The organism is Caballeronia zhejiangensis (genome assembly GCF_022879815.1).
Classification (GTDB): domain Bacteria; phylum Pseudomonadota; class Gammaproteobacteria; order Burkholderiales; family Burkholderiaceae; genus Caballeronia; species Caballeronia zhejiangensis.
Window position 1 is genome coordinate 646,394 of sequence record NZ_CP084286.1, and the last position, 19,615, is coordinate 666,008.

The 19,615-nt window shown below is 63.1% G+C and carries 20 protein-coding genes; 8 read left to right on the top strand and 12 right to left on the bottom strand.

The features are described from left to right. Positions 1–7: 7 nt before the first annotated feature. The 4 genes from yjfF to LDZ23_RS29110 are packed head-to-tail and all read right to left on the bottom strand — an operon-like array spanning position 8 to position 4,579. On the bottom strand, positions 8–1,045 hold the full coding sequence (gene yjfF, locus LDZ23_RS29095) for a galactofuranose ABC transporter, permease protein YjfF (protein WP_008346364.1): 1,038 nt from the start codon (positions 1,043–1,045) through the stop codon (positions 8–10). Continuing rightward, complete coding sequence (locus LDZ23_RS29100; RefSeq protein ID WP_008346365.1) at positions 1,042–2,100, bottom strand: ABC transporter permease; 1,059 nt, start codon at positions 2,098–2,100, stop codon at positions 1,042–1,044. The genes yjfF and LDZ23_RS29100 overlap by 4 nt, the downstream gene beginning before the upstream one ends. After that, on the bottom strand, positions 2,093–3,613 hold the full coding sequence (locus LDZ23_RS29105; protein WP_034470137.1) for a sugar ABC transporter ATP-binding protein: 1,521 nt from the start codon (positions 3,611–3,613) through the stop codon (positions 2,093–2,095). The genes LDZ23_RS29100 and LDZ23_RS29105 overlap by 8 nt, the downstream gene beginning before the upstream one ends. A 6-nt stretch (positions 3,614–3,619) precedes the next feature. Next, positions 3,620–4,579, bottom strand: coding sequence for an ABC transporter substrate-binding protein (locus LDZ23_RS29110; protein ID WP_008346369.1), 960 nt, complete (start codon positions 4,577–4,579; stop codon positions 3,620–3,622). Positions 4,580–4,991: 412 nt separating this feature from the next. On the opposite strand from LDZ23_RS29110, the gene LDZ23_RS29115 reads away from it, so the two are divergent. From LDZ23_RS29115 to LDZ23_RS29130, 4 genes are read left to right on the top strand one after another with little or no spacing between them, the layout of a single operon-like run. Next, entirely contained in the window at positions 4,992–5,159 is a 168-nt protein-coding gene (locus LDZ23_RS29115) for a hypothetical protein (protein ID WP_160172871.1), read from the top strand. A gap of 3 nt (positions 5,160–5,162) precedes the next feature. Further along, positions 5,163–5,345: a DUF6726 family protein gene (locus LDZ23_RS29120; protein WP_033536015.1), complete on the top strand. Its 183-nt coding sequence runs from the start codon at positions 5,163–5,165 to the stop codon at positions 5,343–5,345. A gap of 46 nt (positions 5,346–5,391) precedes the next feature. Next, positions 5,392–5,967, top strand: a complete 576-nt coding sequence (locus LDZ23_RS29125) for a hypothetical protein (protein WP_235366186.1) — start codon at positions 5,392–5,394, stop codon at positions 5,965–5,967. A gap of 20 nt (positions 5,968–5,987) precedes the next feature. After that, positions 5,988–6,656 carry a flagellar basal body L-ring protein FlgH gene (locus LDZ23_RS29130; RefSeq protein ID WP_008346373.1) on the top strand — a complete coding sequence of 223 codons (669 nt, stop codon included), beginning with the start codon at positions 5,988–5,990 and terminating at the stop codon, positions 6,654–6,656. 17 nt (positions 6,657–6,673) lie between these two features. On the opposite strand, the gene LDZ23_RS29135 is transcribed toward LDZ23_RS29130, so the two are convergent. Then, a complete protein-coding gene (locus LDZ23_RS29135) occupies positions 6,674–7,423 on the bottom strand; it encodes a response regulator (RefSeq protein WP_033536014.1) in 750 nt (249 codons plus the stop codon). Between the two features lie 244 nt (positions 7,424–7,667). Between LDZ23_RS29135 and LDZ23_RS29140 the strand changes: the two genes are divergently transcribed. The 4 genes from LDZ23_RS29140 (at position 7,668) to LDZ23_RS29155 (ending at position 12,266) form a co-directional block, all read left to right on the top strand. Continuing rightward, positions 7,668–8,396 (top strand): response regulator, encoded by a 729-nt coding sequence (locus tag LDZ23_RS29140; RefSeq protein WP_008346377.1) that lies wholly within the window; start codon positions 7,668–7,670, stop codon positions 8,394–8,396. A gap of 38 nt (positions 8,397–8,434) precedes the next feature. Continuing rightward, positions 8,435–9,709, top strand: a complete 1,275-nt coding sequence (locus tag LDZ23_RS29145) for an ATP-binding protein (protein WP_033536043.1) — start codon at positions 8,435–8,437, stop codon at positions 9,707–9,709. Further along, a complete protein-coding gene (locus LDZ23_RS29150; RefSeq protein WP_034470139.1) occupies positions 9,706–10,599 on the top strand; it encodes a tyrosine-protein phosphatase in 894 nt (297 codons plus the stop codon). Before LDZ23_RS29145 ends, LDZ23_RS29150 begins: the two co-directional genes overlap by 4 nt. A gap of 317 nt (positions 10,600–10,916) precedes the next feature. Further along, positions 10,917–12,266, top strand: coding sequence for an ATP-binding protein (locus tag LDZ23_RS29155; protein WP_033536013.1), 1,350 nt, complete (start codon positions 10,917–10,919; stop codon positions 12,264–12,266). Between the two features lie 134 nt (positions 12,267–12,400). On the opposite strand, the gene LDZ23_RS29160 is transcribed toward LDZ23_RS29155, so the two are convergent. The 7 genes from LDZ23_RS29160 to LDZ23_RS29190 all read right to left on the bottom strand — a co-directional run bounded on the left by LDZ23_RS29160 (position 12,401) and on the right by LDZ23_RS29190 (position 19,577). After that, positions 12,401–12,958 carry a hypothetical protein gene (locus LDZ23_RS29160; RefSeq protein WP_008346383.1) on the bottom strand — a complete coding sequence of 186 codons (558 nt, stop codon included), beginning with the start codon at positions 12,956–12,958 and terminating at the stop codon, positions 12,401–12,403. 143 nt (positions 12,959–13,101) lie between these two features. Beyond that, positions 13,102–13,392, bottom strand: a complete 291-nt coding sequence (locus tag LDZ23_RS29165; protein WP_008346386.1) for a hypothetical protein — start codon at positions 13,390–13,392, stop codon at positions 13,102–13,104. Positions 13,393–13,492: 100 nt separating this feature from the next. Beyond that, on the bottom strand, positions 13,493–14,503 hold the full coding sequence (locus LDZ23_RS29170) for a hypothetical protein (protein WP_008346388.1): 1,011 nt from the start codon (positions 14,501–14,503) through the stop codon (positions 13,493–13,495). Positions 14,504–14,637: 134 nt separating this feature from the next. Next, positions 14,638–14,868: a hypothetical protein gene (locus LDZ23_RS29175; protein ID WP_033536011.1), complete on the bottom strand. Its 231-nt coding sequence runs from the start codon at positions 14,866–14,868 to the stop codon at positions 14,638–14,640. A 404-nt stretch (positions 14,869–15,272) separates the two neighbouring features. Next, complete coding sequence (locus LDZ23_RS29180; protein WP_144403633.1) at positions 15,273–17,018, bottom strand: tannase/feruloyl esterase family alpha/beta hydrolase; 1,746 nt, start codon at positions 17,016–17,018, stop codon at positions 15,273–15,275. Positions 17,019–17,120: 102 nt separating this feature from the next. After that, positions 17,121–18,374 carry a porin gene (locus LDZ23_RS29185; protein WP_051996387.1) on the bottom strand — a complete coding sequence of 418 codons (1,254 nt, stop codon included), beginning with the start codon at positions 18,372–18,374 and terminating at the stop codon, positions 17,121–17,123. Between the two features lie 255 nt (positions 18,375–18,629). Further along, positions 18,630–19,577, bottom strand: a complete 948-nt coding sequence (locus tag LDZ23_RS29190; RefSeq protein ID WP_008346397.1) for a LysR family transcriptional regulator — start codon at positions 19,575–19,577, stop codon at positions 18,630–18,632. Between the last annotated feature and the right edge of the window lie 38 nt (positions 19,578–19,615).

Sequence of the window (19,615 nt, forward strand, 5' to 3'; positions counted from 1 at the left end):
GGCGTCGTCAGCGCTTCGCCGCGGAGCGATCGCCGAACGCGCGCTGCGACAGACAGAACACGAGCAGCAATGCGCCGACCGCGATCTTCGTCCACCATGAACTGAGCGAGCCGTCGAACGAGATCAGCGTCTGAATGATGCCGAGAAGAAGCACGCCGAACAGCGTGCCGATCACATAGCCGACGCCGCCCGTCAAGAGCGTTCCGCCGATGACGACCGAGGCGATCGCATCGAGTTCGAGACCCATCGCGTGCAGGCCGTATCCCGAGAGCATGTAGAACGTGAACAGCACGCCGCCGAGCGCGGAGCAGAAGCCCGATAGCGCGTACGCACCGATGGTCGCGGCGTTCACCGGCAAGCCCATCAGAAGCGCCGAATGCGGATTGCCGCCGACCGCATAAATGGTGCGGCCGAACGGCGTGTAATGCGCGATGAACACGGCGGCCGCGAGCACGACTAGCGCGATCACCGCACCGAGCGAGAGCGACGCGCCGCTCATGACCGGTATGCGAATCTGCGATACGGCCGCATACCACGGATCGGTGATGCTGATCGAATCGATGCTGATGAGATAGCACAGCCCGCGCGCGAGGAACATGCCCGCCAGCGTGACGATGAACGGCTGCAGGCGAAAGCGCGCGATGAGCCAGCCCATGAGCGTGCCGAATGCGGTGCCCATCGCGAGCACGAGCGGGATCACGACGAGCGGATGCCAGCCCGCTTTTTCGACGAGCGCGGCGGATACCATCGTCGTCAGCGCAATCACCGATCCCACCGAAAGGTCGATGCCGCCCGACAGAATCACAAAGGTCTCGCCTACCGCGACGACGATCAGAAACGCATTGTCGATCAGCAGATTGAGAAAGACCTGCGGCGAGAAGAAGCCGGTGTACATCACCGAGCCGAGTACCGAGATCGCGATGAACAGCGTGATTGTCGCGGCGAGCGGCAGATAGCGGCTCGTCGAGAAGCTGCGCTTCGGTGCAGCGGCGTCGCGAGGATGCGCAAGCGTGACGCCCGGCGGCTTGGGCAAGGGCGAACTCATCGGCGCACCTCGCTGCGGCCAATAGCAGGGCGGCGCGCGAACTTCACGACCGTCGCGCGGAACTCGCCCGATTGCAGCATCATCACCGCGAACACGACGATGGCTTTCACCACGAGATTCACCTCCGGAGGCACGCCGAGCGAATAGATCAGATACGTGAGCGTCTGGATGATGAGCGCGCCGATCACGCTGCCCGCGAGCGTAAAGCGACCGCCCGTGAGCGCGGTGCCGCCGAGCGTGACGGCGAGGATCGCATCGAGTTCGAGCAAGAGGCCCGCGTTGTTGCCGTCGGCGCTCTTGACGTTCGAGCTGATGAGAATGCCCGCCACGCCCGCGCACAAACCGCTGAATGCATACGCGCCGAGCGTGAGCCGTTTCGCCTGCACGCCCGCGACGCGCGCGGCGGTCGGATTGATGCCGATCGCCTGCAGGAAGAGGCCGAGCGCCGTGCGCGTGATCGCAAGATACAGCAGCACGAACACGAGCGCGACGATCCATATCGATGTCGGCAATCCGAGCAGATAGCCGCCGCCGAAGAAGAAGTAGGGCGTGTAGTAGATCGTGATGATCTGACCGTTCGTGATGAGCTGCGCGATGCCGCGTCCCGCGACCATCAGGATGAGCGTCGCGATGATCGGCTGCATGCCCGCGCGCGCGACGAGCAGGCCGTTCCACAAGCCGCACAGCAACGCGACGCCGAGCGCCGCCACGATCACGACAGGCAACGGGAAGCGCGTGACGTTGCCCGCGATCGATCCGCCGATCGCCCACGCGGCGACCGCTCCCGCGATGGCGACGACCGCGCCGACGGAGATATCGATGCCGCGCGTGGCGATCACGATAGTCATGCCGAGCGCGACGACCGCGAGCGGCGCGGCGCGATTGAGGATATCGACGAGACTGCCGTAGACGTGACCGTTGCGCCACTCGACATGCAGAAAGCCCGGATTGAACGCAGCGTTCAGCGCGAGCAGCAGCACGAGCGTGACGATCGGCCAGCCGAGCCGATGTTCCATCATCGAACGAAGCGTCATGCGGCGCGCGGTGTCATCCATGTTCGGCTCCGATCATTTCGCATACCGTATCTTCGCTGGTTCCGGCGGGCAACTCGCCGACCTTGCGCCGGTCGCGCAACACGACGATGCGATTCGCGATACGCACCACCTCCGATATCTCCGAAGAAATGAACAGCACGGCCATGCCCGTCGATGCGAGCCGGAGTATTTCGTCCATGATTTCCTGCTTCGCGGCGACGTCGATGCCGCGCGTCGGCTCGTCGAGAATCAGAAGGCGCGGCTCGGTCGCGAGCCACCGCGCGATGAGCGCCTTCTGCTGATTGCCGCCGGACAAGAGACCGATAGGCATGTCGAGCGTCGCGGCCTTGATGCCGAGCGCGCGCACGAAGCGTTCGGCGAGCGCGTTCTGTTCGGCGCGCGTGAGGCAGCGCCGCGCGCCCATGCGTGCCTGCAACGCCAGCGCGATGTTCTCGCGCAGCGACAGCTCCGCGACGATGCCGTCCGCTTTGCGCTCTTCCGGACAGAACGCGATGCCGTGACGGATCGCCTGCGCGGGCGTCGTGAAGGAGACCGGCATGCCATCGATGCGCAGTTCGCCTTCGTCGGGCTTTTCGAGGCCGAAGAGCAGCTTCGCGAGTTCGGTGCGCCCCGAACCGAGCAGGCCCGCGACGCCCACCACTTCGCCCGCGCGCACGCGCAGATCGAGCGGTTGAAGCTGGCCTTTCTGGCCGAGTCGCGTGGCATCGAGCAACGCCGTTTCCTGCGTGGCCGTTTCGATGTCGTCGGGCGGCGACTGACGCGCCTGCGCGGCGGCAAGCTCACGGCCGAGCATCGCCGCGATGAGCGCCTGCGCGCCCAGTTCGCTCGTCGGCCATTCACCGACGCGCCGGCTGTTGCGCAATACCGTGATGCGATCCGAGATCGCATAGACCTGATTCAGAAAGTGCGTGACGAAGAGAATCGCGAGCCCTTGTTCGCGCAAGCGGCGCAGTACATCGAAGAGGCGGCGCACTTCGTCGTCGTCGAGGCTGGAGGTCGGCTCGTCGAGAATCAGCACTTTGGACGATAGCTTGAGCGCGCGCGCGATCGCGACCATCTGCTGCACGGCGACCGAATAGCTCGTCAGCACACGCGTCACGTCGATATCGAGACCGATGCGCGCAAGCAGCTCACGCGCTTGCCCGTGCGTCTTATCCCAGTCGATGCGATAGCCATGCAGCGCGCCGCGCCGCGGAAAATAGCCTGCGAAGATGTTCTCCGCCACCGACAGGTTCGGGCACAGATTCACTTCCTGATAGACCGTGCTGATGCCGAGCTTCTGCGCGTCAAGCGGCGAATCGGGATGGATCGCGCGGCCCTCGAGCAGAATCTCGCCGGCGTCGAGACTCACGACGCCGGTCAGCACTTTTATGAGCGTCGACTTGCCCGCGCCGTTCTGCCCCATGAGCGCGTGAACCTCGCCCGGATAGAGCGCAAGGTTCACGTCCTGCAGCGCATGAACGCCGGCGAAGCGCTTGTCGATGCCGCGCAACTCCAGTACTGGCGATGTCATCGGCGGTCAGTATTTGCGGTTGGGGAATTCCTTCGCCGCGACCTCCATCGGGAAGATGCTTTCCTGCGTAACGATCCGCTTGGGCACCGACTTGCCCGCCTTGATGTCCTTCACCACGGACATCAGCTGCGGCCCGAGCAGCGGGCTGCATTCCACGGATACGTTGAGCTTGCCCGCCATCATCGCTTCGAACGCGCCCTTCACGCCATCGACGGAAATGATGATGATGTCCTTGCCCGGCTTCATGCCCGCTTCCTCGATCGCCTGAATCGCGCCGATCGCCATGTCGTCGTTGTGTGCGTAAAGCACGTTGATCTTCTTGCCTTCGGCCTTGAGAAATGCCTCCATCACTTCCTTGCCCTTCGCGCGCGTGAAGTCGCCGGTCTGCGAGCGAATGATCTTGAACTTCGGATCGGATTTGATGATTTCCTCGAAGCCCTTCTTGCGATCGATCGCGGGCGCGGAGCCCACCGTTCCCTGCAATTCGACGATATTGATCGGCCCCGGATTGCCTTTCTCCTTCTCGACGAGCCAGCGGCCCGCCTTGCGGCCTTCCTCGGTGAAGTCCGAGCCGATGAACGTGACATAGAGCGAGTCGTCCTTGCTGCTGATCGCGCGGTCCGTTAGCACGACGGGAATCTTCGCGTTCTTTGCTTCGACGAGCACGGTCTCCCAGCCAGTCTCCACGACGGGCGAGAACGCGATCACATCGACCTTTTGCGCGATGTACGAGCGGATTGCCTTGATCTGATTCTCCTGCTTCTGCTGCGCGTCGGAGAACTTCAGGTCGATGCCGGCTTCCTTCGCGCTCGACTTGATCGACTCGGTGTTGGCGGTGCGCCATTCGCTTTCGGCGCCCACCTGCGCGAACCCGAGGACGATGGGCTTCTGCGCGAACGCGGAAAGCGGGAGCATTGCGCCGAGTGGCGCGGCGGCCATCGCAACTAACACGGTGCGGCGTTTCATGTCAGTGGTTCCTCCATCCGTTGGCTATGTATCCGTGCTTGTTCGAATGATTATGGAATAACCTGTTAATTCGTTGTTCTATTCATCCCGATGCCATTCCGGTATTTGGGTTTTGAGACGAGCGAGGCAACGGCGCCGAGATAGATTGACTATATGAAGGTATTCGGCCAGTTTTAATTCACGTTAACCCGCTTTTACTACCGAAACAGTCATACCATCTCGCACCGCGCGCTGCGCCGCAACATGCAGATTCGCACGCGAGGAAAGAACTGGTAACGCCTGCGTAATCGCTGCTAATGGCTCGTAAGCACTCGGGGAAACGACGTTTTGCTTGTGTGATCGTGGCATCGCGCGCTCGACGAAGATTGCTCCCGTTGCAATCCGCAACGTCCCTTATCCGAAAAGGAGCAGCATGAACGTCACCAGCCCTGCCACTCAACATACGACGCAAGCGACGTCGCACACGCTGCCGATCAAGCGCGGCACCGAAACGCCGACCGTCGAAACCGGCACGCCCGCGGCGAAGACGCCCGCGAGCAATCCGGCGCATCTCGGCAATCACGTCGATACGACTGCGTAAATCATGCGGAGGTCTTTTCGTCTTGCCCTTGCGTGCGCGGCGCTTGCGGCGTGCCCGTTCGTGCTCGACGGCTGCGCGCTCGCCGCGTTGCCGTGCCGCGCGACATCGGCGTTGCTGAAGGTCGTGCCGGTCGTGGGTCATGCCGCGTCCACGCCTTTCGACGCCTGCGCTACTGCCATCGACTGATATGAAGCGAACGATTCTTCGTTGCGCGTTTTTCGTTTGCATGGCGATGCCGGCATTCGCCGCGGCGCAGAAGCCTTTCGACTTCCGCGGCCTGCAGCTCGGCATCGCGCTCGATGCATTCCGGCGCGACGAGCCCGCGCGCGCGACGCCGCCCGGCAGCGTCGCCGTATGCGACACGGATATCGACGCGGCATCGCTCGGCATGGTGCTGCGCGATACGCACAGCCTGTCGATCGCCTGCAAGTGGGCGCATCGCACGCAAGGCGGCTGGAGGGAATCGGCGGCCGTCGTCGATGGCACGCTCGCCCGCGATCACGTATTGCGCTTCCTGGCGATGCCGGGCGATCCGTCGCCGCGGCTGTATCGCATGTCGTTCGTGATCGATGCGCGCGTCGCCGACGACTTCGCCGAAGGTCTGTCGTCGAAGTTCGGCCGAAGCCGCGTCGAGCGCGCGAACGGTTATCAGACGCGCACCTGGGAGAACGCGACCAGCTCGATCACGCTGGAAGCGAACGGCGCGGCGGCCTCGGCGCGCGTGATTTATCGGCTGAAGGCGTACGAAGCGTGGCTGCGCGATACGACCGACCGGTGGCGTCTTGCCGCGGTGCACGACGCGCCCTGAATCAAAGGAGAGGATTGTTCATGAAATTCGCGACATTGCCCTGCTCGGCGTTCGCACTCGCACTGGCGGCGTGCTCGTCGTCGGGCTCGCACTCGATCGTCGAGATGCCCACTTATGCGCCGGCCGTCGCGCAACCGGTCAACGTCAACACGCTGGGCGCGATCTATCAGGCGGGATCGTCGGTGTCGCTGTACGAGACTTCGCGCGCGCAGAAGGTCGGCGACGTGCTGACGATCCGTCTTGCGGAGTCGTATCAGGGCAGCAATTCCGCCGATGCCAAGGCGAGCCGCGCGAGCAGCATCAGCGCCGAGGCCGCCGACAAGTCCAGCAGCGCGGCGGCGCGGCTTGCGCGTCTTTTCAACGTCGGTTCGGCGGATACGTCGTTCAAGGGCAATGGCAGCACGAGCAATCTGTCGGCGATGAGCGGCACGCTCGCGGTGTCGGTCATCGGCACGTTGCCGGGCGGCAATCTCGTGGTCGCGGGCGACAAGATCATCGCGATGAGCGGCAATCAGGACCGGCTGCGTTTCTCGGGCATCGTCAATCCGAAGGACATCGAGGCAGGCAATTACGTCGCGTCGAACAAGGTGGCGAATGCGCGCATCGAGCAGGCGGGCGTCGGCATGCTCGCGGATTCAACGACGATGGGCTGGCTGCAACGTCTGTTCATGAGCGTGCTGACTTTCTGACGATGAAGCCGCGCGCGCTACAGGGTCGCGCGCGCCGCGATGCGCCCGGCCGCGGTCGGATCGCCGTGCGGCACGAAGATATAGCCTTGGCCCCACACCGTCTGCACGTAACGCGGTTCGGACGGATCGATTTCGAGCAGACGGCGCAGACGCCAGATCGCGACATCGAGACTGCGATCGCGATGCGCGCCGTTGCCGCGCATTTTTTCGTTGAGCTGCGCGCGCGTGAGCACGACCATCGCGTTCTTCACGAGTGTCTTGAGCAGCGCGAATTCGCCGGAGCGCAGCGCGATGCGTTCGCCGTCGCGGCGCAACTCGCGCGCGCCGAAGTCCATTTCGAACGGGCCGAAACGATAGGCCGGGCGAATTTCGGGCGCGCTCGCCGTGTCGGACGACACGGGCTCGCGGCGTCGCAGGATCGAGCGGATGCGCGCCAGAAGCTCGCGCGGATCGAAGGGCTTGCCGAGATAATCGTCTGCGCCGAGCTCCAGCCCGATGACGCGATCGAGCACGTCGGAGCGGGCCGTCAGCAGAATCACGGGGATATCGTCGCGCGCATTGCGCAGTTCGCGCAGCGCGCTGATGCCGTCCTTGCCGGGCATCATCACGTCGAGCACGACCATCGAAGGGCGCTCGGCCTGCACGCGACGGCGCAACTCCGTCCCGTCGTCGAGAACGGAGACGTCGAAGCCGTGCTGCTCCAGATAATCGCGGACGTGATCGCGCACGACGGGGTCGTCGTCGACCATCAGTACATGTGGTGTCATGCCCAAATTCTAAGCGCGACGCCGAGGCCCCCGCGACGCTTGCGAACTTTCCATTTCTTTCCGTTACGGCCTGTTTCGGCGCGCGTTTCGACGGCGCTTTACCGACGCGCGGGGCTTGTCGCGGGAATGGAACGCGTGTGCTGCGAGGCTTCATCGCGCGAAAGACGCGTCCGGTAAGAATCCGTAACGTTGCGCGACGCGCGAGACGCGCTGTAAGGCATTTGTGTACGAATAGAATTTTGGGATGGCTACATCGGTTCTTATCGTCGACGACGATCCCGCGGTGCGCGACCTGCTGCGCCGCTTCTTTCAAGAGCAAGGCATCGACGTTTCCGTGCTGCACGATGGCGCCGGTTTGCGTCGGCGTCTGGAGCTCGAACGTCCGTCCATCGTCGTGCTCGACATCATGATGCCGGTCACGGACGGCTTGCGCGCGCTGCGCGATCTGCGCGCGGCGGGCGAAGACATTCCGGTGATCTTCGTGACCGGTTGCGACAGCGTTCCGCAAAAAATCGCCGGCCTGCAATCGGGTGCGGACGACTATCTCGCCAAGCCGTTCGATCCGCATGAATTGCTCGCGCGGATCGAAGCGGTGCTGCGGCGGCGCACGGCCGCGCCGAGCCGGCCCGAACCCGCGCCGCGCGAACGCTTCGGGCGCTTCGAAGTCGATTTCGTGTCGCGTTCGCTGTTGCGCGGCGACGAGCGCATCGCGTTGCGCGACAGCGAGTTCGCGCTGCTGAAGGTCTTCATCAAGAATCCGTACAAGGTGCTGTCGCGCGTGCTGATCCACGATCTCGTGCATCGCGACGATCTGCCTTTCCGCGATCGCGGCCTCGATGTGCCGATCTGGCGTCTGCGCCGTCTGATCGAAGACGATCCGTCGCATCCGCGTCATGTGCAGACCGTGCGCGGGCAAGGCTATGTCTTCGTTCCCGATGCGGACGATTCGGCATCCGGCTGGATCGAGGCGTAGCCGCGATGCGTTCGGGTTTCTGGCAGTCCGCGCGGACGCTGCGCGGTTTCATCGATTCGCTGTTCGGCCGCATGGCGATCGTGTCGATCGGCGTGCTGGTCACGCTGCAGGTCGGATGGTTCGCGATTCTCCACGTACAAGGGCCGCACAAGGAAGCGGATGGTTACGCGCGCGCGCTGCTGATCGTGCTGGAAGCGGCGCACAACGATGTCGCGCTCGGCGGACGGCTGATGCGCGAGACGCGCGTGCATATCGTGCCGGTGTGGAACATGCCGGAGCCGCTGACGCTGCGCGATCCCGCGAAGACGCGTCACGGGCATCTCGCGCGGCAGCTCGCCAGTCGTTTGCCGCCCGGAACGCAGATCGCGATCGATATCGACGGCCATAACAAATCGCGGCTCTGGGTGCGCTATCCGTCGAGCAATGTGTGGATCGTCGCGCCGATCGATCTGCCGCCGCCCGCGCCCTTCATGACCGAAGGCGTCGTGCTGCTCGCCGGCGCGCTCGTGCTTTCGCTGATTGCGACATGGCAGTTGCAGCGGCCGCTCGCGCGCGTCGCGCAGGCCGCGCGACGCTTCGGCGGCGGCGAGCGGCCGGTGCCCGTCGAGGAAAACGGGCCGCGCGAATTGCGCGAGCTCATCGGCGCGTTCAATCAGATGATGAAAAAGCTCACCGACGCCGACGACGATCGCGCCGTGATGCTGGCCGGCATCGCGCACGATCTGAAGGCGCCGCTCACGCGCCTGTCGCTGCGGGCGAGCGTGCTCGCGAAGGACGAACGCGAGCGCGCGAATTTTCTGCGCGACATCGATTCGATGACGCGCATCGTGCAGCAGTTTCTCGAATTCGCGGGACGGTCGTCGTCGGACGGCGCGACGACCGGCGTCGATGCGTTCATCGCCGAGCAGTTCGCGTCGCCCGAGGATGGCGACGATCCGTTGTTCGCGCTGTCGCTCGAAGCGGGCGATGCGTTTCACTTGCCGCGCACTTTCATCGACCGGCTGATGACCAATCTCGTCGACAACGCGCTCGAACATGGCGAGCCGCCCGTCGAGATTCGCACCGCGCTGCGGGATAGCGACTGGCTGATCGAAGTGCGCGATCACGGACCCGGCATTCCCGACGAGCGCCTGGACGAAGCGCTGCGTCCCTTCGTGCGGCTCGATCCCGCGCGCAGCGGCAACGGGCATTGCGGCCTCGGGCTCACCATCGTCGAACGTCTGGCGCGCGAGCAGCGCGGCCGCTGCGAGATCGCCAATGCCGAGGGCGGCGGGCTGATCGTGCGTATCGTCATTCCCTTTGATCAAACATGATGCTTGCTTCGTCCACGCGTGAGGCGCCTTTGTCGCGCCGCGCTTTCATTCGCGGCGGCGCGCGCGTCGCATTGCTTTCGACCACTTTCGGCGCGGGCGCATTGCTATCGGCGTGCGGCGGCGCGAGCGAAGAGCGCAGCGTGATGGAAACGCCGAGGCTCTCGACGGTCGAAAATTTCCGCGATGTGGCCGGCGTGGGCGACGGCTATCCGACCGTCGATGGCGGCCGCTTGCGTCGTGGCGTGTTCTATCGGTCCGGCGCACTGACACCCGGCGATGCGGACGCGGCGTTGCTTGCGCGCTTGTCGTTGCGCGCGGTGCACGATCTTCGCGTGGTGGCGGAGGCGTCGCTTGCGCCGGACCGCGTGCCGACGGACGCGGTGCGCGAGACCCACGAGATCGCGCCGATCGACGCAGCCGGCGCGACGCCCGTCGATGCGGCCGCCGCGACCGCGTGGATGAACGCGCGACAGCGTCAGCTCGTGACCGATCCGGCCGCGCGCTTGCAATTCGGCGCGCTGCTGACTCGGCTTGCGCGTGTTTCAGGCGCGCAGGTGGTCCACGGCACGGCGGGCAAGGATCGGACGGGCTGGGCGGCGGCGCTGCTGCTCGCCATCGCCGATGTGCCGCTCGATGTGATCATCCAGGACTATCTGCTGACGAACACGGCGGCAGAGACGCAGATCGATGCGCGCGTGAAAGCGCATGCGGCGCGTGCCGGGATGAATGCGCAGGCGGTCGCGCCGCTTTATCGGGCGCAAAGCGCGACGATCGAAGCCGCGTTCGAGGAGATGCACAGCGGGTTCGGGACGTTGAGTAACTATCTCGCGCAGGGGTTGGCGGTGAGTGCCGCCGATGTGGCGATATTGCGGGCGAAGTTGGTGGGGTAGGGTGGTGGAGGATTCGAGCGCGGCCTTCCGATTCGCCGCGCGCTCCGATGTCTTACCGATTCCGCAATTGAAGCAGTTGCTCAGATAAGCTCGCTCGGTTTCTCGCCGCGCCGGCGTCGCTCCAGTCCTTCGAACGAGGCTCTCTGCCTCGCTTTCCCGCACGGGCCGTCATCGTGGCGATATGCACGCTCCCGTATCGCCTGTCAAAATCAAATCTCCTTCGCGGCGGTGCTAGCATTCCCGCCACGAATCAAGCACGCCCGCCATTCTGAAAAAATAGAACCCTGCGATACATAAAAAAATAGACGAGGCCTCGAATGGAGACACACCAGATCCGCTCACCCCGCTCGATGACCTCGCGGCTCACCTGGTGGATTGCCTCCGTCGTCGCCGCGCTGAGCGTAATGGCGGGCGTCGCCTCGTTTGCCGCCGCGTCTCACGAAGCGAACAAGCTTCAGGACGGTCATCTGCGCGAGATCGGCGCGCTCATCGATGCGAAAAAGCTGGTTCTGGATACGACCGCCGTCGCGTGGCAAGGCAGTCAGGATTCGGACGTGCGGCTCGTCATCTCGCGCCTGGAGCCTGAATGGGAAGCCGCGAACGCATCGGCACCGATCATCGTTCCGGCGACGCTCAAGGACGGCCTGCATGACCTCGAAACGCATGGCAGGCGCTGGCGTGTCGATGTCCGCACGCTGCATTCCGGAGACCGGATCGCGGTCGCGGAGCTGTCCACGATCCGCGATGAAATCGCCAGCGACGGCGCAATGCGTACCCTCTTTCCGATGCTCGCCCTGACGCCCGTGATTGTCGCGCTGGTCTTCTTTCTCGTGCGGCGGATGCTCCTGCCGGTGCGCCGTCTCGCGAGTGTCGTGGACTCGCAGGACGATGCAACGCTCGACACGCTGTCCGAGGAAGACATCCCGGCAGAACTGCTGCCGTTCGTCACGTCGATCAACCGGCTCATCGGCCGCCTGAAGGATGCGATGGCCCAGCAGCGCCGTTTCATCGCCGATGCCGCGCACGAGTTGCGTTCGCCGCTTGCCGCGCTGTCGTTGCAGGCGGAGCATCTCGGCGCCGCGGACTCGGCCATCGTCGCGCGCGAGCGTCTCGTCACGTTTCACGCCGCGATACGGCGCACTGCGCGGCTCGTCGAACAGTTGCTCGCGCTCGCGCGTTCGCAGCATGGATCGTCGATGAAGCCATCGGTCGTATCGCTGCGAGAGCTCGCAACCGATATCGTGATCCAGTCGGTGAACATGGCCGAGGACAAGCATGTCGATCTCGGGCTCGAACGCGTCGACGATGTCGACGTGATCGCCGACGCGCCCGCGCTGGCCGTCGTGTTGCGCAATCTCGTCGACAATGCCGTGCGCTACACGCCGGAAGGCGGCAGAGTGGATGTATCCGTCACTGTGAGCGGACAGGACTTGCTGCTGGAGGTGCAAGACTCGGGACCAGGCATCCCCGACGACGAACTGACTCGCGTGCTCGAGCCGTTCTATCGCATCCCCGGCACGCGCACGATGGGCAGCGGCCTCGGCCTTTCGATCGTGTCCGAAACCGCGCGGCGCAGTGGCGCTCGCTTCGTGCTCCAGAACACAGAGACGGGGCTGCGCGTGTGCTATTGGCATCCGCTGCGCGAGCGGACCGCCGGGAGCATGTGATAAAAAAAAGGCGACTCGCCAGAAGAACGATGGCGAGCCGCAAGAGGGATCGGTCAACAACTACTGCGCAGGCAGATTAGCACCGGTTTCACGCGTGAAATCGCATCGGAAAGATGCCGTAAGGAAAGCGCCCTTCACTGTGTGCGCGAGACCACCATACGGTCGACCAGCGCATCGAGCTTCTGCCGCGCGCTCGCGAAACGGTCTACGTTCAGACCATTGGTGTCGTAGCGCGCCGTCACGAGAATCTGCCCTTGACGCACGATCGTGAGATCGATCGCCGACAGATACGGCACCGGCTCGCTGCCGAACGCGCGCTTGTTCCAGCTCGTCGTCGCGGCGTAGACGAACATCGCCTCGCAACCGGGCGGCGACGTGCCGGGGTTATAGACCGTCGAAATCACACCGCGCCGCTGCAACGCGACCTGCAGCGAGGGCACGAAGTCGCCTGTCGCGACGTTCTGGTTCAGTTCGATGCATACGGATTGCAACGAGGCAGGCGAGCCCGTCACCGATGTCGGCGACGAATAGTTCGACGCGACCGTCATGCCCGCCTGCACGAGCGAGCCGGCGGCATCGGCGGCCGTAATCAGCGTCCACGTACAGCCGGAAAGCGCGCTTGCCCCGAAGGCAAGGAGCGCGCGAGCGATGAGCGTGCCGAACATGCTCGGGCCGCCGAATTGAACTTGCATGGCTTGGCGTCGTATCGATGGAAAGAAGGGCGGTGTGTCTGTCGACATCACGCATCGATATCTTCCCGCGACGCGCCGTCATCCGATATGCGGAGCAAGGCGCCAATCCGGCGAGTTATTTCCAGGTATTAATCCGCGAGCGATCAGACGAACAGGGACACGATTCCGCCGATGGTCGCCGCTGCTGCAACCCATTTGCCCGCGGTGTAGAAGCCATTCGTATCGGTCGCCTGCACTTCGGGACGTTCCAGCCCGAGCGCGCCATAAGCGAACGATTTCACCGATGACGGCGTGTTGGTTTGCTGAGGCACGGCGGCATCGTCGGCCGATGCGTCCTGCTCGACGTCGGTCGTGTCATCGGCAGGCGCGTCGCGGCGGGGAAGAGGCGTATCGGCGCTCGTATAGGCGGCCGTGGTCGCACTGTTGATCTGCATCGCTGGCCTCGTCTTTATGCGCTACTGCAAAGCCGCAATAACGGCCTGTCGCGACGATGCTTGAACACGCCCGCCTTTCGGTTCCTTACCGCTGGCCCGATCACATCGGATGGTTCTGCACGAAGGTCTTGTATGCCCAGTAGGCGGCCTTCTGCGTGAGTCCGTCGCTCTGGATAAGACCGTAATCGCCTTCGCTGTCGTCGTAGAGTTCGAAGGCCTGAATCGACTGGATGTTGTACTTCGACGCGACGCTCGCGAACTGCGCCATCATCAGACTGCCTGTCATGTATGTCGCGATCTGGCTGTACGAGCCGAAGTCTGGGCGCACGCCGAACTCGTTGATCCATACCGGCTTGCCCATATCGTGCAGAAACTGGAGCACGTCATGACATCCCGTGCCGCCGCATGCGTGCGTCATGTCGCCCTGACTCGAATACCAGTGCCACGACGTGACATCCCAACTCACCGCCGGATGACCCCAGGTGCCGTCCGGTTGCGAACCGTCGGCGAGCATCTGGAAGAAAGCGGTGTGCAGCCAGGTGCCGCCGAGGACGATCTTCGCGGAGCTGTCCACGGACTTCACGCCTGCGATCATCCCGCGGATCACGCCGCGCGCGAGCATGAACGACCAGTTGTTGTACTGATACCAGACGGTGCCGTCGACATTGCCGATAAGCGCCTTCGCTTCGAGTTCGTTGCCGACCTCGTAGTACTTGTAGGGGTAGCTGTTGGCCGTCTGCTGGCCGAGCGTGTAGCCCGCCTTGTAGGCGTCGTTCTCGCTGTTGTAGTTCAGGTTCATGAGCATCACCGGATACACGGTGACGCCGCCTTCTTCCATCGTCTTCGCGATGTTCGCAACCATGTTGGCCGATGTCTGGCTGTACACGTCATTGCGATAGATCGTTGCGCCGAGATCCTGCAATTGCGACAACTGCGTCTTCGCGCCCACGACGTCGTAAGCGCCGCCGTTGCTGTTGTGGCCGTTCGCGCCGTAAAAGATCGAGCCGCTGCCGCTTGCGGCCTTCGCGGTCGACTTCAGCGATGCCGCGCTCGTGCTCGCCGCGGCGGTGTCGGCGGGGTTGTCGCTGCCACCGCAGGCGGCAAGCACCATGCTTGCGGCGAGGGTTGCCGCAATGGATCGGGGCAGGAAGGAGGCAATTCTGTTCTTCATGGCGTTTAGTATGACTAACGGAGATGCGCGCTTTCGCAACGATCAGGGCACACGTTGAGCGCCGGGTCGAGCGATCAACGAGGCGATGCGCAGAATCGGTCGCGCATCCGAAATAGTTGAAAGAGCTTGTTAGTAATCCGAATGACCGGCTCAGGGTGAACGCCATTGACGACGCGTATCGGTGCGCCGAAAAAGCCAAGCCAGTGCAGATTCGCTGAAGCAAAGCCGAGCACAAAAGCGATGTGCATGCGGAAGGGCCAGCGTTCGATGACGATGATCCGCGAAGGTGAATTCGCGTCGGTCATCGGTAACATGTGCAGCGATACGACTTCGATGACGTCAAAATTGCTGACGGCGGCGCGATGCAGTTCGCGCCCTGAGCGTGCGTTGCCGGTATTAAGTCAGCGGGGAAAGGTTACTTTGTTCCGACGTAGAAGTAAACCCGATAGCAGAAAAAATATCTTGTGTACGGCAACATTTCGACTGGTCTTTTCTGCCGTTTATCGTTTTCTGCGTAGCCGTTTCTACTGCAGCAAGGGTGCTGATAATCGTTTCGCTTGCCTTGCTTGGATTGCCATGCTTCGGCGAGAACGGCACAGGAACTTCTCGTGGCAGCAGAACTGACTCTGTGCCCGCGTGAGTCAAGGGGGAAGTGCGCGCCGCTGCATCACCGGTAATGATGGAACGACAGCGGCGCGCTCGATGCAACTTACGGTGCAGCCACGCCCTGCGTCTTCGGGCTATACGACGTATAGAAGCTCGCGCCCGCCCATGTCGGCGCAGCGTCGTTATACAGCGGCGCACCTTGGCTCCAGTTCGCACCGTCGTGCCAGTCGCCGCTGCCGCTGAACTTCGCCACGGCCGGATACGGATACACCGGACGCGATGCCGTCACCTTGCTCGTCGTCGCATCGGTCTGATAGGTCATCACCGCATTCGGCGATGTGCCTTGTTCGACCCAGCCCGTGATCTGCGATACGAGATCGATGTTCGGAAAGCCTTCGCCGCCGCCGCAGTGACCCACGCCCGGCACGACATACAAACGCGAGAACTCGTTCGCGCTCGCTTCGCCCATCGTGTCCTTCACGGCCTGGTAATAGCGGATCGTGAAAAGCGGGGAGATGTGCTGATCCGCCCAGCCGTGCCACAGGATCAGCTTGCCGCCCGCGTTCTTGAACGCCGACAGATCGGGGCTCGTTGCATCGTTGAGCGGATGGTTCGCCTGCAGATAGCTCGAATAGAAGCTCGCATCGTGATAGCCGAAGGTGTCGACATTCGGCATCGACGGCGACCCCGTGAAGATCAGGTTATATGCCCCGGTCACGATCATGTAGCTGAAGAGACTGGTGACGGGCACGGCTGCGTCCGTCGAGTTCGTCGTCGGCACTTCGACACCGATCCAGTTCGCTTCCGAGCCGAACTGCGGCGAGCCGCCCAGCATGGGCATGCCGGTATTCGTATCGGTCGGGCCGCTGTAGATCTTCGAGGCCGTTGCGACTTCGGCGGCCGTCAGACAGTTGCTCGTGCTCGATGCATTGGCCGCGCATTGAATCGATGCGGGATCGAAGTGACAGGTACGCGGATCGGCGAGGAGACCATCGGGTACGTTGGCTTGACCGCCGCATGCAGCCACGACTGCCTTGTGCAGCAGTTGAGCCTTGTCGGCATAGAGCACGGCCTTGCCTGCGCTCGTACCCGTCGTGCTGTTCGATTCGACGTTCCAGCCGTGATAGAGCGAGTTTTGAATCTGGAAATGCGCAGCCGGCGCGCCCGCGACGATGCCGTTGTAATCCGACGGATAACGTTGCGCGGCCATCAGCGCTTCACGGCCGCCATCCGAACAGCCGACGAAGTAAGCGTATTTCTGCTCCTGTCCGTAGTAAGCCTTGATCAACTTCTTCGCGGCGAGCGTCGTGATGTGCTGGCCGCGATACGCAAAGTCGGCCTGCTTTTGCGGATCGGTCGACCATGTCGAATCCTGACCCGAATGACCCATGTCGGTCGCTGCCGTGACAAAGCCGCCTTGTTGAACGAGCGGGCACGTATAGCTGAAACTGAAGGAGCTTTGCTGAGTCGGATCGCTCAGATTGCCGCACAAGCCGCCGCAGCCGAGTTCGGCGAAGCGCTGTGTCCACGAGTCGACGGGCAGTGCGACCTCGAACGTATTCGAAGGCGCGAGCGTGCCTTTGACCGTGCAGAAGTTGACGGTGGCGCCGTTGACGGTCGCGGCCGTGACCGTCGCCGATGTGATCGTGCTGCCGGTGCCGCCGATATCGCTCAAATCGACCGATGCCAGCTTCGAGCAATCGACCGTAGGTTTCACCACGGCCAACGGTGTTTGCGCGGCGTTGCCGCTACCGCTATTGTTGCCACTGCCTCCGCATGCCGTGACGACGACGGTCACGAGGCAGGCGGTTATCAGCGCCATTAATCGCTTGGGATCCAGAGCTCTCATAGTTATCTCCTAGACTTCGTTTTGATGGCGTACGGACGAACGTCGCCAGCACGCCGAAGCGTGCGGACGATATGAAACGATCGTGGTGCTACGCGCGTTCGATCAGAAGCGATGGATGATGCCGACGCCCGCCGCGAACATGCTGCGCGATGCCGACGGCGCGCTCTGGAAGCCGTCGCCGATCGTTGCGTTGGCGGCCGTCTGACGGTTCGTAGCGGTGCCCGAGGGCGCCGCCAGCGTGTTGCCGTTCGCACGCTGGAACGCTTCCAGTGCGTACAGTCCCGTGCGCTTCGACAGCGAGTAGTACTGCGAGAGATTGAACTGGTGGTACGACGCGGCGTCGTTGATGCCGTTCGCCTTGCTGGCCCATGTATAGCTGTAGCCCGCTGCGAAGTCCCATGCCGACGTCGCCTTCCAGTGCAACACCGAGCCGACCGTGTTGAACACGGCTTCGTCGGTGAATTGCGAATTCACGCCCGGGATGTATTGAACGTTCGTGTACGTGGCCGAGATGTCCCACGCGCTGTTGAACTGATAACCGCCTGCAACCGCGAAGCGCTGTTGCGCTTGTGCGCGTTGATAACCGGCCGTCACCGCCGACACGCCCGGCTGGCCCGAACCATCGGTCGCTGCCGTGCTGTTGATCGTCGTCGAGCTGCTGCTGTAGATGCCGCCGCCATTGGCCGCGTTGTTGATGCGCGAGAACGCGACCGTGCCGCCGATCGGGCCTTGCTGGTATTGCAGCGCAGCCGACCACGTCGAGCCCTGATACACGCTGTCAGGCACGCCTGCAAGCGAGTACGAGCCGCTTACGGTGAAGCCATACATCTTCGGCGACGTATAGACGATCGAATTGTTCGCGCGATAGATCGTGTCGAGGCCGTCCAGATCGCCCGGATGCGCGCCGAAGTAACCGGTCAGCCAGTTCGTCGGGCTATACGGCGAGAGCAGCGTGTAGTACGAGGTGTATTGACGACCCAACGTCAACGTACCGTACGCCGGATTCGTGAGACCGACCCATGCCTGACGGCCGAACATCGCATTGGTGAACTGTGCTTGTCCGCTATTGATGTCGAAGCCCGATTCCAACTGGAAGATGGCCTTGTTGCCGCCGCCGAGATCTTCGGCGCCCTTCAAACCGAAGCGGCTACCGGCCCAGATGCCCGATCCGGTCTTGACGTTCGAGCGGCCCGGGTTCGTCTTTGCGAGATTGGTCTGGCTGCTCTGATAGACGATCGAATCGTCGACGATACCGTACAGCGTGACGCTGCTTTGCGCTAACGCCGGCGTTGCGATCGCCGCCGCATAGAACAACACGCCCGCGCTCAATGGCTTCAGTTGATGTCTCACTCTCATACACCCTCATCGTTGTCGTTGGATTGGTGAGCGATAGCATCGCGCGTAGTGCGACGATTACCCGCCGGTGCGAACGTACGCCGATGACAGGGCATGAAAAGAAAGGGTTAACCATTGATCCGATACCGAAAGTGAAATGCAAGGTCGCGTCCGGAAATGAGGCGAGCCTTGCAGGCACAGTGTCGGAATGCCGCTTTCAAGCGACAATCGAACGCCTCACACCGAAAACCGCGATAAACAAAACTGATGGCGGCGTTAAGTCTTTGAATTGACCTTTCGACGCTTCTTTTTCGGCGCCGGGTGCTTTCGATTTGCGTCGGCATATTCGCGGATCATGTGCGTCAATGCGCGCAAGCCCGCCGGCACATGACGACGGCCGGGATAGTAGAGGCATAGTCCGTCGAGCGGCGGCGTCCAGTCTTCGAGCACGCGCACGAGGGCGCCTGCTTCGAGATCCGCGGCGACATTCCATTCGGTCAGGTAAGCGAGACCGATCCCCGCGCGCGCGGCGGTCAGCATCATGCCCGGTTCGTCGAGCGTCAGCGCGCCGTCGCCATCGATGCGTATGGATTCGCCATGCCGCTCGAATTCCCATTGATAGATCGACCCGCTCGGCATGCGGCTGCGAATGCAGCGATGCGTCGCGAGGTCGGCAGGCGCGCGTGGCGGCTTGTGCTGTTCGAAGTACGCGGGACTGCCGACGACGGCGAAGCGCTGGCGATCGCCGAACGGCACCGCGATCATGTCTTGCGGTACGGTTTCCAGCAGACGAATGCCCGCATCGAAACCTTCGACGACGATATCGATGAGCCGGCCTTCGGTGACGATATCGAGCTTCATGTCCGGATAGCGCTTCAGGAACGCGATGAAAAGCGGCATCGCCTGATGCGCCGCGCCCACCGATGTATTGATACGCAACGTACCCGATGGCGTGTCGCGAAAGCTGCCGGCCTGTTCGAGCGCGTCGCGAATCGTCGAAAGCGCGGGCGCGATGTTCTGCACGAATTGCGCGCCGGCCTCGGAAAGCGACACGCTTCGGGTCGTGCGATTGAAGAGCCGCACGCCGATGCGAGCCTCCAGCGCGGCGATCGCATGACTCAGCGCGGACGTCGATACGCTCAGTTCATTCGCCGCCGCGCGAAAGCTGCGATGCCGCGCGACGGAAAGAACCGCTTCGAGTTCGGTGAGCCCCGATGTTTTCATTATGCTAAATCGTTCAATAGGTCATGCCGGATTGTACG

What these genes read in the sequence shown, in the direction of transcription:
- LDZ23_RS29140 (WP_008346377.1), top strand. Translation starts at nt 7,668, where the DNA reads ATGGCTACATCGGTTCTTATCGTCGACGACGATCCCGCGGTGCGCGAC.
- LDZ23_RS29190 (WP_008346397.1), bottom strand. Translation starts at nt 19,577, where the DNA reads ATGAAAACATCGGGGCTCACCGAACTCGAAGCGGTTCTTTCCGTCGCG.
- LDZ23_RS29185 (WP_051996387.1), bottom strand. Translation starts at nt 18,374, where the DNA reads ATGAGAGTGAGACATCAACTGAAGCCATTGAGCGCGGGCGTGTTGTTC.
- LDZ23_RS29110 (WP_008346369.1), bottom strand. Translation starts at nt 4,579, where the DNA reads ATGAAACGCCGCACCGTGTTAGTTGCGATGGCCGCCGCGCCACTCGGC.
- LDZ23_RS29165 (WP_008346386.1), bottom strand. Translation starts at nt 13,392, where the DNA reads ATGCAGATCAACAGTGCGACCACGGCCGCCTATACGAGCGCCGATACG.
- LDZ23_RS29120 (WP_033536015.1), top strand. Translation starts at nt 5,163, where the DNA reads ATGCGGAGGTCTTTTCGTCTTGCCCTTGCGTGCGCGGCGCTTGCGGCG.
- LDZ23_RS29125 (WP_235366186.1), top strand. Translation starts at nt 5,392, where the DNA reads ATGCCGGCATTCGCCGCGGCGCAGAAGCCTTTCGACTTCCGCGGCCTG.
- LDZ23_RS29100 (WP_008346365.1), bottom strand. Translation starts at nt 2,100, where the DNA reads ATGGATGACACCGCGCGCCGCATGACGCTTCGTTCGATGATGGAACAT.
- yjfF (WP_008346364.1), bottom strand. Translation starts at nt 1,045, where the DNA reads ATGAGTTCGCCCTTGCCCAAGCCGCCGGGCGTCACGCTTGCGCATCCT.
- LDZ23_RS29180 (WP_144403633.1), bottom strand. Translation starts at nt 17,018, where the DNA reads ATGAGAGCTCTGGATCCCAAGCGATTAATGGCGCTGATAACCGCCTGC.
- LDZ23_RS29175 (WP_033536011.1), bottom strand. Translation starts at nt 14,868, where the DNA reads ATGACCGACGCGAATTCACCTTCGCGGATCATCGTCATCGAACGCTGG.
- LDZ23_RS29155 (WP_033536013.1), top strand. Translation starts at nt 10,917, where the DNA reads ATGGAGACACACCAGATCCGCTCACCCCGCTCGATGACCTCGCGGCTC.
- LDZ23_RS29170 (WP_008346388.1), bottom strand. Translation starts at nt 14,503, where the DNA reads ATGGTGCTTGCCGCCTGCGGTGGCAGCGACAACCCCGCCGACACCGCC.
- LDZ23_RS29135 (WP_033536014.1), bottom strand. Translation starts at nt 7,423, where the DNA reads ATGACACCACATGTACTGATGGTCGACGACGACCCCGTCGTGCGCGAT.
- LDZ23_RS29150 (WP_034470139.1), top strand. Translation starts at nt 9,706, where the DNA reads ATGATGCTTGCTTCGTCCACGCGTGAGGCGCCTTTGTCGCGCCGCGCT.
- LDZ23_RS29105 (WP_034470137.1), bottom strand. Translation starts at nt 3,613, where the DNA reads ATGACATCGCCAGTACTGGAGTTGCGCGGCATCGACAAGCGCTTCGCC.
- LDZ23_RS29160 (WP_008346383.1), bottom strand. Translation starts at nt 12,958, where the DNA reads ATGCAAGTTCAATTCGGCGGCCCGAGCATGTTCGGCACGCTCATCGCT.
- LDZ23_RS29130 (WP_008346373.1), top strand. Translation starts at nt 5,988, where the DNA reads ATGAAATTCGCGACATTGCCCTGCTCGGCGTTCGCACTCGCACTGGCG.
- LDZ23_RS29115 (WP_160172871.1), top strand. Translation starts at nt 4,992, where the DNA reads ATGAACGTCACCAGCCCTGCCACTCAACATACGACGCAAGCGACGTCG.